Source organism: Dyella silvatica (assembly GCF_026283955.1).
Classification (GTDB): Bacteria; Pseudomonadota; Gammaproteobacteria; order Xanthomonadales; family Rhodanobacteraceae; genus Dyella_C; species Dyella_C silvatica.
The window spans coordinates 1-12,978 of the sequence record NZ_JAPDPE010000140.1; the positions used below are offsets into that span (position 1 = coordinate 1).

Below are 12,978 nucleotides of genomic sequence, written 5' to 3' on the forward strand. Positions count from 1 at the left end.
GCATGAATTTGCGGTATAGCTGCTGTTGTTTACTATTCACAAATAGATAATACATAAGTGTATTATATCGACTCGTCACTTGAGCCTAGCCATGAATAGCTTTCTCCCCACCGAGCAACGTTTGGCCATCACTTGCCGTCTTTATCCAGCCTTTCCGCGCGAGCCGGCGGTGTTGGTGCGGCTGATCAAGCACATCCATAAGCGTGTGCATGACGACGCCAATGCCATCCTCAAGCCGTGGGGTATCAATCATCCGGAATACAACATCCTGATGATGATGTACGGCACCGAGGGCTTTACGTTGAATCCTTCGCAGTTGGCCGACGCCGCGGGGGAGAAGTCGGCCAACATCACGCGCTTGACCAATGAGCTGTGCGACAAGGCGCTGATTGAGCGCACGGCCGACGCTGAAGATCGCCGCAAAGTCACGCTTACGCTGACCGCCAAGGGTCTCGCGCTGATCGAGAGCTTTTTGCCGGACATCTGCGACTTGCTGGCACGCGAAACCGCCAACTTGCAGTCAGGCGAAATGGCGCAGTTAGAGCAGCTGTTGAAGAAGTTCTTAAGCCAGCTGGACAACGCAGCAGATCAGGCCTGAGCGGTGATCGCCTTCTTCAAAAACGAATCCATCGCATGGCAGCGCCGCTGGCCATGGCTGGCCGAATTCATGGCGGGGGAACGCGATGCGTGGGTGTTCGTCGTCAAGTCGTCGCTGGCGATGTATGCCGCCGCCTGGTTGGCCATGTGGCTGGAGCTGGAGCAACCGGCGACCGCGATGATTACCGTGGCGCTGGTGATGCATCCGCACAGTGGCATGGTGCTGGCAAAGAGTTTTTATCGCGCGATCGGCACGCTATGCGGCAGCCTGTTCGGGTTGGCGCTGATGAGCGTTTTCCCGCAGCAGCGCGAGTTGTTTTTGTTCTGCATGTCGCTATGGGTGGCGCTGTGTGCCGGTGGCGCCACGCTGTATCGCAACTTTATGTCTTACGGTTTTGTATTGGCCGGCTATACCGCGGCGATTGTCGCGCTGCCGGCCATCGGCAATCCGTTGAATGTGTTTGATTCGGCGGTGATGCGAGTCAGTGAGGTGATGCTTGGCATCGTCGTCGCCGGGGTGGTCAGTGATGTGGTGCTGCCCAGCCGTTTGCGCAATGTATTGCGCCGCCGGCTGCGCGAGCACTTTGCGCATTTCGTCGACTTTGCGCGTGACAGCACCGGCGGCAGCATGGCGCGCAGCGAGATGGAGCAGGCGCATCTGCGCTTTGTGCGTGCAGCGGTCGAACTGGAAGATTTGCGCGCGTCGGTCATTTTCGAAGACCCCGAAGCGCGTGCCCGCAGTAGCCGCATGCGTTTGTTGAATCAGCGGCATATGGCGGCATCGACCAGCTTTCAGTCGGCGCATCATTTGATCAATCGCCTGCAGCGTAGTGGTCGCCAAAACGTCGCCGATGCCCTGATCGCGCTGTACGCGCCGATCGGTGCCGCGCTGTCACCAGAGACCAAGTGGCGTCATCAGCCTGAAGTACTGACGACGCGCCTGGAAGCCTGCGAAATCGAGCTTCCGCCGTTGGCCGAGCGCTTGCGTGCGAGCTTGCCCGATGCGGCATCCTGGCTGGAGTTCGACACCGGTGCCGCCTTGCTGCGCCGCTTTGCCAGCGAATTGCGCGATTTCACCTCACTTGAAGCCTCGTTGCGCGGGCAACACATGCGCGGCACCGTGGAGCGTGTGCATTTTCGCCGTGGCAACGACTACGCCGGCGCTGCCATCGCGGTGCTGCGCACCTTTTTGACCATGAGCGCCTTGAGCGCGATGTGGTTGCTAAGTGGCTGGTCGTTCGGCTCCGGCGCGATGTTGCTGGCGACGATTTTCAGCGGCCTGTATGCCGCGGCGGCGCATCCGGTGATTGCCACGGTGAAAACCTGGTGCGGCTATGCGTTGGGTATTCTGGCTGCCTTCGTGGTGACGTTTTTCATGCTGCCGGGCAGTAATGGCTTCGTGATGTTGATCGTTGCCAGCGCGCCGTTGCTGCTGATCGGCCCGTACCTGATGACCCGCGCCACGCTGCCCGGTCTGGGCGTGGGTTACACGCTTGGTTTCGTTTACATCCTGGCGTTGAAGAATCCGATGGTTTACGACCCCGAGCACTTCTTGAACGACGCGATCTCGCAGCTGGTCGGCCTGGGTCTGACCGGCGTGGCGTTCATATTTGTGCCGGCAGTCACCGGCAGCGGTTGGCAGCGTCGTCGCCAGCTGCGGCAGCTGCGCCATCAAGTGGTACTGGCAGCCACCGGTCCACTGGAAGGTTTGCTCTATCGCTTCGAAAGCATCAACCGTGACCTGTTTCAGCAGGTGGTCTCTTTTACCCAGCCGGGCAGCGATGAGTCGCGTAGTCTGTTGGCCTGGGCCTTGTCGGTGCACGAGTGCGGTCGCGCGCTGATCGAGTTGCGCCAGGACCTGCGCCATAGTGAATTACCCGCGCCGGTGCATAGCGAAGTGCAGGCCGCGGTGGCGGCGATGGCGCAGTTGTACGAGGCGCCCAGCGTCGCGCGCTGGCAGCGCGCCGAGCAAGCCGTGGAGCAGGCCATCAACGCCACGATGTGTAACGACAGTCATGTCAGTTGCCGTCCGGTGCTGGTGCAGCTGCATTTGCTGCGTAGCGCGCTGCGCGATGACGAATCGGCCCTGGCCGCCTATATCACTCCTGCGATGGAGCCTTCCCATGCTGTCTGATGCTCTGCTTCTCGCCGCTACGTCTACTGCGGCGATACCTCACGAGGTTGCGCTGTTCGACGCGCTGGTGCCGGGTTTGTTGCTGGTTTTTCTGCTCTGCATGATGTTGTTGTGGGCGGTGGATGCCGTGGTCGGACGGTTTGGTTTGTACCGCTTCGTATGGCACCCATCGCTGTTTCGTCTCGCCCTTTTCGTTTGCATGTTCGGTGCCGCCGGACTGTTGTTACTGCGTTGAAGCCAAAGTCATGAAAATCCAATCCATACTCCGTTTCTTGATGACCGCCGTGGTGGTCGTGGCTGCAGCCCTGCTGGGCCATGCCTTGTGGCGGCACTACATGTATTCACCCTGGACTCGCGATGGCCGCGTGCGCGCCGAAGTGGTGCGCATTGCGCCAGACGTCGCCGGCCTGGTAGCCCAAGTCGCGGTGATCGATAACCAGGTGGTGCACAAAGGCGATTTGCTGTTCTCGATCGATCCGTTGCGCTTTCGCAATGCCGTGGCCCAGGCGGAGGCCAACCTGACGGCGAGCGAGGCCAGTGCGCGCGCGGCGGGCGCCAATATCAGCGCCGCATTGGCCAGTGCGGCAGCGCGCAAGGCGGAATATGACCTGCGCGCCGAACAATCACAGCGCCGTCAGCGTATGGGCGATGTCATCGCACAAGAGGCGCGCACGGATGCGGTTTCCACCGCCAATTCAGCCCGCGCGACATGGCAACAAGCGCAGGCCAGCGGTACTCAGGCCAGCGCGGTACGCGAGCAGGCACAAGCGGCGGTGGAGCAGGCGCAAGTAGCGCTGGATCGCGCCAAGCTCGATCTTGAGCGCACCGAAGTACGGGCGCCGGTAGACGGCTATGTGACCAATTTGGATATCCGCGTGGGCGACTACGCTGCGACCGGCAGTCCGCGGCTGGCCTTGATCGACAGCCACAGCTATTACATCTACGGCTATTTCGAAGAAACCAAGTTGCCGCATCTGCGTATTGGCGATCCGGTGCAGATTCGCCTGATGAGTGGCGGCGTGCATCTAAAGGGCCGCATCACCGGCGTCGCCCATGGCATCACCGACCGGGACAACCCCACCGGCAGCGATCTGCTGGCCGATGTAAACCCCACCTTCAACTGGGTGCGATTGGCGCAACGCGTGCCGGTGCGTATCGAGATCGATACCTCAACGCTGGCGGCAGACACCGTGCTGGCCGCAGGCATGACTGCAACCATCGAGGTTCAGCCGCGCGACGATGGACGCAAGCCGGCGCAGTGATCTTTACCGGGTGCCTTAGGCCGCAGTGCGCCGAGGCACGGCTCCCTCCCCTTGCAGGGGAGGGTTGGGGAGGGGTTCAGCCTTGCCGTGAGCCTGCACGCTCAAATCCCCAAAGGAGACTCGCTTCAGTCGTAGGGGGCATTTGCGCGCATGAACAGGCTCTTTAGTGCAGGCCGGCCCAGTACGCCATATAACCGGGTACTTCGCGCATGCTGGAATACAGGTCGCGACCAAACCAGTGCCGCGGGTAATCGCCACCGGCGTCTTCGACGCCGGCCTGGCGCAAGGCCAGTCGCGCACGCGGCAGATGGAAGTACTGCGAGACCGCCACAGCACTATGCAAGCCATGGGACGACAGCCACGCGTGTGCATGTTCGGCCGAGGCGCGGGTGTTGTCGCCGAGCGAGTCGGCCACGACGTGCTGCGCGGGTACGCCATGCCAACCGCCTCGTCACGGCCGTCCTGCGGATCGATGCCGCCACTGACCATGATCACCGCGCATCCGCCACGCTGATACAGGGCCAGCGCGGCTTCCAGTCGTGCTTGCAGGCGGGGCAGTGGGCGGTTGGACCGATCCACCGTATTGCCAAGCACCAGGGCCAGGTCGGCAGGCCGTGGCCGTGCGGCCATGCCGGCTGCGGCGATGATGCCGGCGCCAAGCACCCATAAACCCATCGCGATAAGGCTGTAACGCAGCAGGCGGCGCCATCCGGCAGGGCGGAAGGGCAGTGATCGAGGCAGGTGCTGAGCGAGCATATGAGAGGCCTGATGAGCAATGCTCAAGTCTGCGGCGGCGGTGTGGCGTTGCGCGGGCATGCTTCAGGCCAGAACGAGGCATGCCCGGTACTTTGAACCGGCTCTCAGGCGGGCTGGGTTTCGTTGATCTTGCCCGCCGCCGCTGCCAGGCGTTCCAGACGCAGGCCCAGCCAACGATTCACGTCGGGCCACTCACTGGCGAGGATGCTGTAGCAGACGGTATCGCGCAGGCTGCCATCAACGCGGCGTTTGTGGGCGCGAAGAATGCCGTCTTTATGTGCACCGAGCCGCTCGATGGCGCGCTGGGAGTCGAGATTGCGGTGGTCGGTGTGAAATTCCACGACCACGCAGTGAAGCGATTCGAAGGCGTGCTTGAGCAGCAGGCGCTTGCAGGCGCTGTTCACCTGGCTTTTTTGCCAGCGCCGGGCATACCAGGTGTAGCCGATGGCCAGACGCGGCAGCTCGGGCGCGACATCGTAGTAGCGGGTGCTGCCGACGATCTCGCCGCTGGATTTTTCCCGCACGGCGAACGGCAGTTGCTGGCCCTCCGCCTGGCTCTCCAGTGCCCTGGCGATATAAGCCGCGGCCTGGCCCGGCGCTGGTGCGCTGGTAAACCAAAGTTTCCACAGCTCGCCATCGGCCGCGGCGGCTTCCAGGGCGGGGGCATGTTCCGGGCGCAGGGGCTCGAGGATGACGTGGCTGTCTTCCAGCCGGGTCGGAATCAACGGCATGGCAGTCTCTTAGGCGTCGAGATCGGGGATGAGCTTGCTTTCGAGCCTTGCGATGGTGTCTTTCAGCAGCAGCTTGCGTTTCTTCAGCCGGGTGAGCGCTAGTTCATCGATGCCGATGGACTCGACCAGGCGCTCGATGGCGATATCCAGATCCCGATGTTCGATCCGTAACTCGGCCAGAACATGGGCAATTTGGTTGGGATCCTGAACCTGCATGGGCGGCCTGCCTGCGGCGGCTATAACGCTGGTGAAAAGAGCCTCAGTGTAACGCTGTCAGCCTCGGCCCGGGCAGGCGGCTACAATGGGCGCCCCGTCTGCTTGATTGTGCTGCATGTCCGCCCAGATCGAACCCATCCGTAAGCAGGCCTATGAGGCCGGTAAACTCGCCAAACGCCTGCGCCATCAGGTGGGACAGGCGATTGCCGATTTCAATATGATCGAAGATGGCGACAAGGTGATGGTCTGCCTTTCGGGCGGCAAAGACTCGTACACCATGCTCGATATGTTGTTGTCGCTACAGGCGAAGGCGCCGGTGCGGTTCGATCTGATCGCGGTGAACCTGGATCAGAAGCAGCCCGATTTCCCCGAGCATGTCTTGCCGCAGTACCTGACCGAGCGTGGCGTACCGTTCCATATCATCGAGCAGGACACCTACAGCACGGTGACGCGGGTGATTCCCGCCGGCAAAACCATGTGCAGTCTATGCTCGCGCTTGCGCCGTGGCGCGCTGTATCAGTGGGCCGCGGCCAACGGGGTGAGCAAGATCGCCTTGGGTCATCACCGCGACGATATTCTCGGCACGTTTTTCCTCAATCTGTTTTATCAGGCGCAGTTGAAGGCGATGCCGCCGAAGCTGCGTTCGGACGATGGTCGCCATGTGGTGATCCGTCCCCTGGCTTATTGCAAGGAAACCGATATCGCGGAGTACGCGACCCAACGTGGTTTTCCCATTATTCCGTGCAATCTGTGCGGCTCGCAGGAGAACCTGCAGCGCAAGGCGGTAAAGCGCATGATGGACGATTGGGAGAAGCAGCAACCGGGGCGTAGCGAGAATATTTTTCGTGCGCTGGGTTCGGTCTCACCCTCGCAATTGGCCGATCGCAAATTGTTCGACTTCGCCGCGCTCGGTGCACGTGAAGATGCCGTGCGCGCCGATGCGCACAGTTGGCTGGCCGGCGTGTCTGACGAGCCATGAGCGCATGCATGATTGAATCCGCTGCTTTCTTTTCACCCTATTCTTTTCACCGATCCGTTTAATTCCAGGGAATAACGCCGTGTCTCTCTTTGCATCCGTTGAAATGACCCCAGGCGATCCGATTCTGGGGCTTACCGAGGCTTATCTGGCCGATGCCCGCGCGGGCAAGGTCAATCTCGGTGTGGGTATTTATTACGACGAGCAGGGGCGTATTCCGTTGATGCGCGCGGTGCGCGAAGTCGAGCAGGCATTGGCCCTGGAAGCGAAGCCGCGTGGCTATCTGCCGATCGACGGCATGCCCGCCTACGACAAGGCTACCCAGCAGCTGGTATTTGGTGCGGAGTCGCCGTTGCTGGCGGCCGGGCGTGTGGCGACTTCGCAAACCGTCGGCGGCAGCGGTGCCTTGCGCGTAGGTGCGGATTTACTGCGCAAGACGCTGCCCAAGGCCAAGGTCGCGATCAGCAGCCCGAGCTGGGAAAACCATCGCGTGGTGTTCACCGCGGCCGGTTTCGACGTGGTGGATTACGCCTATTACGATCCGTCCACCCATGGGCTGGATTTTGCCGGCATGTTGGCCGACCTCGGCAAGCTGGAGCCCGGCACCGTGGTGTTGCTGCCTGCGTGCTGCCATAACCCCACCGGCGTCGATCTCACGGTCGAACAGTGGAAGCAGGTCGTGGCCTTGGTCAAAGATCGCGGCTTGATGCCTTTCATCGACATGGCGTATCAGGGTTTCGACAAGGGTATCGATGCCGACGCCATCGCCGTGCGCTTGTTTGCCGAGTCGGGCATTGAGTCGTTCGTCGTCGCCAACTCGTATTCCAAGTCGTTCTCGCTATATGGCGAGCGGGTGGGCGCGTTGTCCATCGTCGGCGCCAATCGCGAAGAAGCGCTGCGCGTGCAGTCGCTGGTGAAGCGCACCATCCGTTCCAATTATTCCAGCCCCTCCACGCACGGCGCCGCCTTGGTCGCCGGCGTGCTCAACAGTGTTGAGCTGCGCGCGATGTGGGAGGCTGAATTGGGCGAGATGCGCGAGCGTATTCATGCGATGCGCGCCGGCATGGTAGAAAAATTGGCCGCCCACGGCGCGCCGCAGTTCGACTTTATCCAGCGCCAGGCCGGCATGTTTTCATACTCGGGCTTGAGCAAGGCCCAGGTGGATCGCCTGCGCGAGGAATATGCGATTTACGCCATCGGCACTGGCCGTATCTGCGTGGCGGCACTTAATCGCGGCAATCTGGAAACCGTAGTCGCTGCGGTCGCTTCGATTAGCCGTTGATCTTGGTCGCTGGTTCTGGCTATTGATCCTGGCCGTTGATCCTCGTCATGACGTCATCCCGGCGCAAGCCGCGATGACGATCAACTAATGCATCGGATACTTCATGTTTTTTCGCAATCTCACGCTGTTCCGTTTTTCCCCTGCTGTTGCTGAAGATCTCAACCGTCTCGATGAAGCGCTGGCCGAACACCGCCTGCGTCCCTGCGGCCCGCTGGAAATGGGCACCAAGGGCTTTGTGCCGCCGGTCGGCCGAGGTGAAGAAGCCGCGCTCACACATGCGGTCAAGGCCTGCACGCTGGTGACGGTCGGCAGTGAAGATAAATTGCTGCCAGCCGCGGTGATCAACGACGAGCTGTATCGCCGCGTGCAGAAGATCGCCGACGAGGAAGGCCGCAAAGTCGGTGGTCGCGAGCGCAAGCGGATCAAAGAAGATCTGCTGACCGAGCTGCTGCCGCGTGCCTTTGTGCGCACCTCGCGCATGTCCGCTTATGTCGACAAGCGGCAGGGCTGGCTGGTGCTGGATACCTCCAGCCGTAAATCCGCCGAGAACGCACTGACCCAGATTCGCGAGGCGCTGGGCAGCTTTCCGGCGATCCCGCTGGCGCCCGAAGAGGGCCCCCGCGTCTTGATGACCGACTGGCTGGCCAATAACAACCTCCCGGCCGGGCTGTCGTTCGGCGACGAGTGCGAGCTGAAAGACCCGGCCACGGCCACTGGCGCCATTGCCCGTTGCCGCCGGCAAGATCTGGACAGCGAAGAGGTCAAGGAGCACCTGCGCAACGGCAAGCAGGTGTTCCAGTTGGGTCTCATCTTTGATGAGCGGATCAGCTTCGTGCTCGGGGAAGACCTGATCTTGCGCAAACTGAAGTTTCTTGACGTGGTCATGGACGAGCTCGGCGACAGCCAGCAAGACGCCGCAGCCGAGATGGACGCTAGTTTTGCCCTGCTCACTCTGGAGCTGGAGCGGTTGCTGAGCAAGCTGGAAGAGTGGTTTGGCCTGCCGCGCCCGGCTGATAACTAAGCCCGGCTTGCGCTGATCCGCGGCAGTAACCCGCCGTAGTAACCCAGTCGTCTTGCGATCCGGGCATTCTTCCCCATATCGCACGGATACCTCAGGCTTATCGCTGAACAGGCTAGCTGAATAGCGTGGCTTGGCGGTAAACGGCGGCATCGGAGTTTTTAGCCTTTTCGATGCTGCCGTCGGGCATGATGGCGTTTCGCGGCGGGCCCAGCGTGGCCTACGACTAAGAGCCTGTTTACGATCTCCCGTCGCTGGGAGATCGTAAACAAGCTCTCGAGCGGGCAGAACCATGGCGCAGCATCTAGAAGGCGATTGGCTGGAATTGGCAACAGCGGGCGGCAGCACGATACGCGTGCAAAAGTCCGCCCATCCGCGTGCGCGCCGCCTGCGCCTGACGGTAACGCCGAAGGGCGCGCGCGTGTCGTATCCGCATGGCACGCACCCTGCCCAAGTCAGCGCGTTTCTGCGTAGCCATGCCGACTGGCTGGAGAAAAAACTCGACGAGCTGCATCTGATCGTCAAGCCGCTGCCGCCATTACGCGTGGGCTATTCCGCCGAATTTCCTTTGCGTGGCGAGCCCCGGGTACTGGATTGGGCCGAAGGCCCTTATCCGCGTGTCGAAGCCCACGATGCCGGTTTGACCCTGGTGATACCACGGCCGCATACGCGAGCGTTGCCGGTGGCGCGCGGATTGCTCGCTTCATATTTTGAATCGCAGATTCGCCGCGATGTATCACGTTGGCTGGCGGGCTATGTGCCGCAACTCGGGCTGGCGCCGACGGCGTTGCGTATCCGTCCGCTGAAAAGCCTGTGGGGCAGCCTGGATACCCGCGATCGCATCAATCTCGATCTGGCGCTTGCGTTGGCCCCGCCCGCCGCCTTGCGCTATGTGCTTGCGCACGAACTTTGCCACCTCAAGGTGCGCAGCCACTCACCGCGTTTCTGGGCCCAGGTCGAGGGGATTTTTCCGCTGTGGCGGGAGCAGCGCGATTGGCTGCGACAGAACGGCTCGATGCTGAAAGCTGAGCTGGACCGGCTGATTGCCGACGTCGCCGATTGAGTCGGCAGCGGTGATCGTTCGATCATCCGCTGCTATCTAAGCGTTATCGCATTGGCTATCAATGCGACAGCGCAAAGCCGGTCAGGATGCGCACTGTCTCGTCGGGCTTCTCCAGCATCGGCATGTGATTGCAGCCGTTAAGCATGCTGGAGCTGATCGCGCTGGTGTGGCTGAGGCCGTTACGCAGGCTATCGAGCCCGGAGATGTCGGTGACCTTGTCGGCATGGCACCACAGGCCAAGCACCGGCATGGTCAGCTTGTCGAGGCGGTTCTGCACGGAAAGATACTGCGAGGGTTCGCGCAGCTCGTTGAGCGTGCGTTCGATAAAACTATGGTTTTGTTGATTCTGTGCGATCAGCGCATCGACGAAACGGCTAGGCAGCGTCGGTGGCTTGGAGAACACCGAAGCCCAGATCCGTTCGAATCCTGCGCGGTCGTCAATGATGAAGGGATTTTTGCCGGCGAAGACTTGGCGGAAAAATTCGTTCTCGTCGGCTTTCAGGCCGAACGCATCGATCAATGCGAGCTCAGCCACGTGCTCCGGGTGATCTGCCGCGTAGACGCCGGCGATGGCACCGCCCATCGAGTGACCGATCAGCACAAATCGCTGTAAACGCAAGGCATCGACAAAGCCCTGCAAGCGCCTCGCCTGAGTGTCAATGTTGTAGCTGGCACCATCGTTGCGCGAGGACTCGCCCCAGCCTGGCAGGTCGGGAATGATGACGTGGAAGTGCGGGGTAAGTTGTTTGGCGACTTCCAGCCACACCTCTTTGTTTGATGCAAAACCGTGCAACAGCACCAGCGTGGGGCCTTCACCGCCTTCGTAATAGCTCCAGCGGGTATCGCCGGCCTGGACGGTGTGTTTCTCCACGTGCGCGGCCATCGCCTGGCGCATGGTGTCCGCCCACATCAGCCATTGCGGCGCAAACAAATAGCTGCCGCCCAACGCCACGCCGAGGATGACGGCGACGATGACCAGAAACTTCAGCCGGCGTATGAGCAGGCGCTGCCATAGCGGGCGGGTGGTAGTCGTAGCGGGATTGGTCGGCTTGGTCATGATGCTTCGTGCTGAAAGGGGCAAAGTGGGCTGGGATGAACGTTACGCCATCCCAGCCGGTGGTCGCATAGTAGATGGGGTTCGCCTGTGCTCGCCCCAACCGGGTTATTTGCTTTTCTTGGCGTTGTCGATGATTTTCTGCACCGCTTGCTGAGTCATCGGGTGATAGCCAGCCTTGGCCTTGGCATAGACCTGCTTAGCGTACGCAAGGCCGGCCGGGGTTTTGACAAAGGCTTTGTACAGCGGCGTGGTCAGATATAGACGGCCAATTCGGGTCATGTGTTCGGCCGCGGCCGACCATACGTCTTTGTCACCGGCGGCGATCGCGTGGCTGTACCAGCGCATGCCGATCTCGGCATTCGGCGTACCGGTGAGATGCCAGGCTGCGTCGATCTGCTTGATTTTATCCAGCGGAGTGACATCCGGCAGGCGGTCGAGGAAATACATCCATTCCTGCGTGTTCCAGCCCTTGGCGTCCAGCTTGTCCGCACTCAAGGTGCCGGCCAGGAAGTCGCTGCGTTCTTTATCGATGCTGTCGAAGCGCGGTGAGTCGGGCAGTGGCGCATTTTTTGGAATGCCGGCGTCGTAAACCCAGGCCTTCACCTCGTCCCAGCTCATCTTGCCCGGGTATTTGTCGATCAGATTCGGCTTCATGTAATCGAGCATTTGCTCGGTGTCGATGCTCTGGAAGGCGAAGTGGGCGAAATAGCCCTTGACGTAGGCATCGAAGTTATCGCGGCCGTAGCGCTGCTCCAGCGTGCGCAAGAACCACGAGCCCTTGCTGTAAGGCACATCGGAGATGGAATCGTCGGCACCGATGCTGCCCGGCTCCGGCGCCAGCTTCTGCGCGTTGGCCGGTATCTCGCCAATGTCCTTTTGCAGCGCGCGCGCCGATAGCAGCGCTTCTTCGTCAGCGAGCGTCTTGCCGTAGACCGCCTCGGTAATACGGCCTTGCACGTAGGTGGTGAAACCTTCGTTGAGCCAGATATCGCGCCAGGCGGCACTGGTGACCAGGTTGCCCGACCACGAGTGCGCCAGCTCATGCGAGACCAGCGAGACCAGGCTCTTGTCGCCGACCAGCACGGTGGGCGTGGCGAAGGTCATATTGGGGTTCTCCATGCCGCCAAACGGAAACGACGGCGGCAACACCAGCAGGTCGTAGCGATCCCAGGCATACGGGCCGTACAGCTTTTCGGTGGCGACGATCAGCTTTTCCGTGTCTTCGAATTCATGCGCGGCCTTGTCCACCACGCTGGGCTCGGCGTAGACGGCCGAACGCGGACCGGTTTCACGCACGGCGAGGTCACCGGCGGCAATGGCCAGCAAGTACGACGGAATCGGGTGGGGCTGCTTGAAGCTGAAATCGCCATTGAGCGGATGCTTGGCATCGTTGATCGCGCTCATGGCGACGCGCACATCTTTGGGACCGCTGACGTGAGCGTCATAGGTGAAGCGAATCGCCGGAGAATCTTGCAGCGGCACCCACGAGCGGGCGTGGATCGCTTCCGACTGCGAGAACATGAAAGGCAGCTTCTTGTCAGCGGTCTGCGCCGGGGTCAGCCATTGCAGGCCACTGGCCGCCGGCGAGGTGACGTAAACAATGCGCAGCAAGCTCGGGTGTTGCGGCGCTTCGATGGTCAGCTTACTGCCCAATTCTGCGTCGCGCGGGGCCAGCGCGTACTTCAGTGCGGTGGCTTTGCCGCTGGCATCGAGCGCTTCCACCTTGGCGATTTTCAGATCGCGGGTATCCAATACCAGCGACGGTGCCTTGGGGTTTTTCCAGTCCAGCGTCAGTGTGGCCTGGCCATCGAGCACCTTGTGTGCGAAGTCGAGCTTCAGATCCAGATCCAGATGGGTGACGCGTACCTGGTCGGGCTGCGCGTACG

At 61.3% G+C, this 12,978-nt stretch carries 12 protein-coding genes and 1 pseudogene; 8 read left to right on the top strand and 5 right to left on the bottom strand.

From position 1 onward, the window contains the following. Positions 1–91: 91 nt before the first annotated feature. Genes OUZ52_RS20110 through OUZ52_RS20125 form a run of 4 tightly spaced genes read left to right on the top strand, consistent with a single transcriptional unit; the run spans position 92 to position 3,993 of the window. Complete coding sequence (locus OUZ52_RS20110) at positions 92–598, top strand: MarR family transcriptional regulator (RefSeq protein ID WP_266160341.1); 507 nt, start codon at positions 92–94, stop codon at positions 596–598. 3 nt (positions 599–601) lie between these two features. Continuing rightward, the gene (locus tag OUZ52_RS20115) at positions 602–2,731 is read left to right on the top strand and encodes an FUSC family protein (RefSeq protein WP_266160344.1); all 2,130 of its coding nucleotides are present in this window, start codon (positions 602–604) and stop codon (positions 2,729–2,731) included. After that, positions 2,721–2,966: a DUF1656 domain-containing protein gene (locus OUZ52_RS20120; RefSeq protein WP_266160345.1), complete on the top strand. Its 246-nt coding sequence runs from the start codon at positions 2,721–2,723 to the stop codon at positions 2,964–2,966. The genes OUZ52_RS20115 and OUZ52_RS20120 overlap by 11 nt, the downstream gene beginning before the upstream one ends. Before the next feature lie 10 nt (positions 2,967–2,976). Further along, the gene (locus OUZ52_RS20125) at positions 2,977–3,993 is read left to right on the top strand and encodes an HlyD family secretion protein (RefSeq protein WP_266160346.1); all 1,017 of its coding nucleotides are present in this window, start codon (positions 2,977–2,979) and stop codon (positions 3,991–3,993) included. A 163-nt stretch (positions 3,994–4,156) separates the two neighbouring features. Here the strand turns inward: OUZ52_RS20125 and OUZ52_RS23070 are convergent. The 3 genes and pseudogenes from OUZ52_RS23070 to OUZ52_RS20140 all read right to left on the bottom strand — a co-directional run. Further along, a pseudogene (locus OUZ52_RS23070) lies at positions 4,157–4,420 on the bottom strand (ElyC/SanA/YdcF family protein); the annotation flags it as partial. Between the two features lie 433 nt (positions 4,421–4,853). Then, complete coding sequence (locus OUZ52_RS20135) at positions 4,854–5,480, bottom strand: GNAT family N-acetyltransferase (RefSeq protein ID WP_266160347.1); 627 nt, start codon at positions 5,478–5,480, stop codon at positions 4,854–4,856. A 9-nt stretch (positions 5,481–5,489) separates the two neighbouring features. Next, positions 5,490–5,696: a YdcH family protein gene (locus OUZ52_RS20140; RefSeq protein WP_266160348.1), complete on the bottom strand. Its 207-nt coding sequence runs from the start codon at positions 5,694–5,696 to the stop codon at positions 5,490–5,492. A gap of 115 nt (positions 5,697–5,811) precedes the next feature. Between OUZ52_RS20140 and ttcA the strand changes: the two genes are divergently transcribed. The 4 genes from ttcA (at position 5,812) to OUZ52_RS20160 (ending at position 10,035) form a co-directional block, all read left to right on the top strand. After that, a complete protein-coding gene (gene ttcA, locus OUZ52_RS20145; RefSeq protein ID WP_266160349.1) occupies positions 5,812–6,675 on the top strand; it encodes a tRNA 2-thiocytidine(32) synthetase TtcA in 864 nt (287 codons plus the stop codon). A gap of 79 nt (positions 6,676–6,754) precedes the next feature. Then, positions 6,755–7,954: an amino acid aminotransferase gene (locus OUZ52_RS20150; RefSeq protein WP_266160350.1), complete on the top strand. Its 1,200-nt coding sequence runs from the start codon at positions 6,755–6,757 to the stop codon at positions 7,952–7,954. 103 nt (positions 7,955–8,057) lie between these two features. Further along, positions 8,058–8,975, top strand: coding sequence for a recombination-associated protein RdgC (locus OUZ52_RS20155; RefSeq protein ID WP_266160351.1), 918 nt, complete (start codon positions 8,058–8,060; stop codon positions 8,973–8,975). A gap of 289 nt (positions 8,976–9,264) precedes the next feature. Beyond that, on the top strand, positions 9,265–10,035 hold the full coding sequence (locus OUZ52_RS20160) for a M48 family metallopeptidase (protein ID WP_266160352.1): 771 nt from the start codon (positions 9,265–9,267) through the stop codon (positions 10,033–10,035). 58 nt (positions 10,036–10,093) lie between these two features. Here OUZ52_RS20160 and OUZ52_RS20165 read toward each other — a convergent pair whose 3' ends face one another. Continuing rightward, positions 10,094–11,092 (bottom strand): alpha/beta fold hydrolase, encoded by a 999-nt coding sequence (locus OUZ52_RS20165; RefSeq protein ID WP_266160353.1) that lies wholly within the window; start codon positions 11,090–11,092, stop codon positions 10,094–10,096. A gap of 105 nt (positions 11,093–11,197) precedes the next feature. After that, a partial coding sequence (locus OUZ52_RS20170; protein ID WP_266160354.1) for a M1 family metallopeptidase occupies positions 11,198–12,978 on the bottom strand: 1,781 nt, incomplete at its 5' end.

Coding starts and splice junctions, on each gene's coding strand:
- OUZ52_RS20165 (WP_266160353.1), bottom strand. CDS start 11,092: ATGACCAAGCCGACCAATCCCGCTACGACTACCACCCGCCCGCTATGG.
- ttcA (WP_266160349.1), top strand. CDS start 5,812: ATGTCCGCCCAGATCGAACCCATCCGTAAGCAGGCCTATGAGGCCGGT.
- OUZ52_RS20110 (WP_266160341.1), top strand. CDS start 92: ATGAATAGCTTTCTCCCCACCGAGCAACGTTTGGCCATCACTTGCCGT.
- OUZ52_RS20125 (WP_266160346.1), top strand. CDS start 2,977: ATGAAAATCCAATCCATACTCCGTTTCTTGATGACCGCCGTGGTGGTC.
- OUZ52_RS20160 (WP_266160352.1), top strand. CDS start 9,265: ATGGCGCAGCATCTAGAAGGCGATTGGCTGGAATTGGCAACAGCGGGC.
- OUZ52_RS20155 (WP_266160351.1), top strand. CDS start 8,058: ATGTTTTTTCGCAATCTCACGCTGTTCCGTTTTTCCCCTGCTGTTGCT.
- OUZ52_RS20140 (WP_266160348.1), bottom strand. CDS start 5,696: ATGCAGGTTCAGGATCCCAACCAAATTGCCCATGTTCTGGCCGAGTTA.
- OUZ52_RS20120 (WP_266160345.1), top strand. CDS start 2,721: ATGCTGTCTGATGCTCTGCTTCTCGCCGCTACGTCTACTGCGGCGATA.
- OUZ52_RS20135 (WP_266160347.1), bottom strand. CDS start 5,480: ATGCCGTTGATTCCGACCCGGCTGGAAGACAGCCACGTCATCCTCGAG.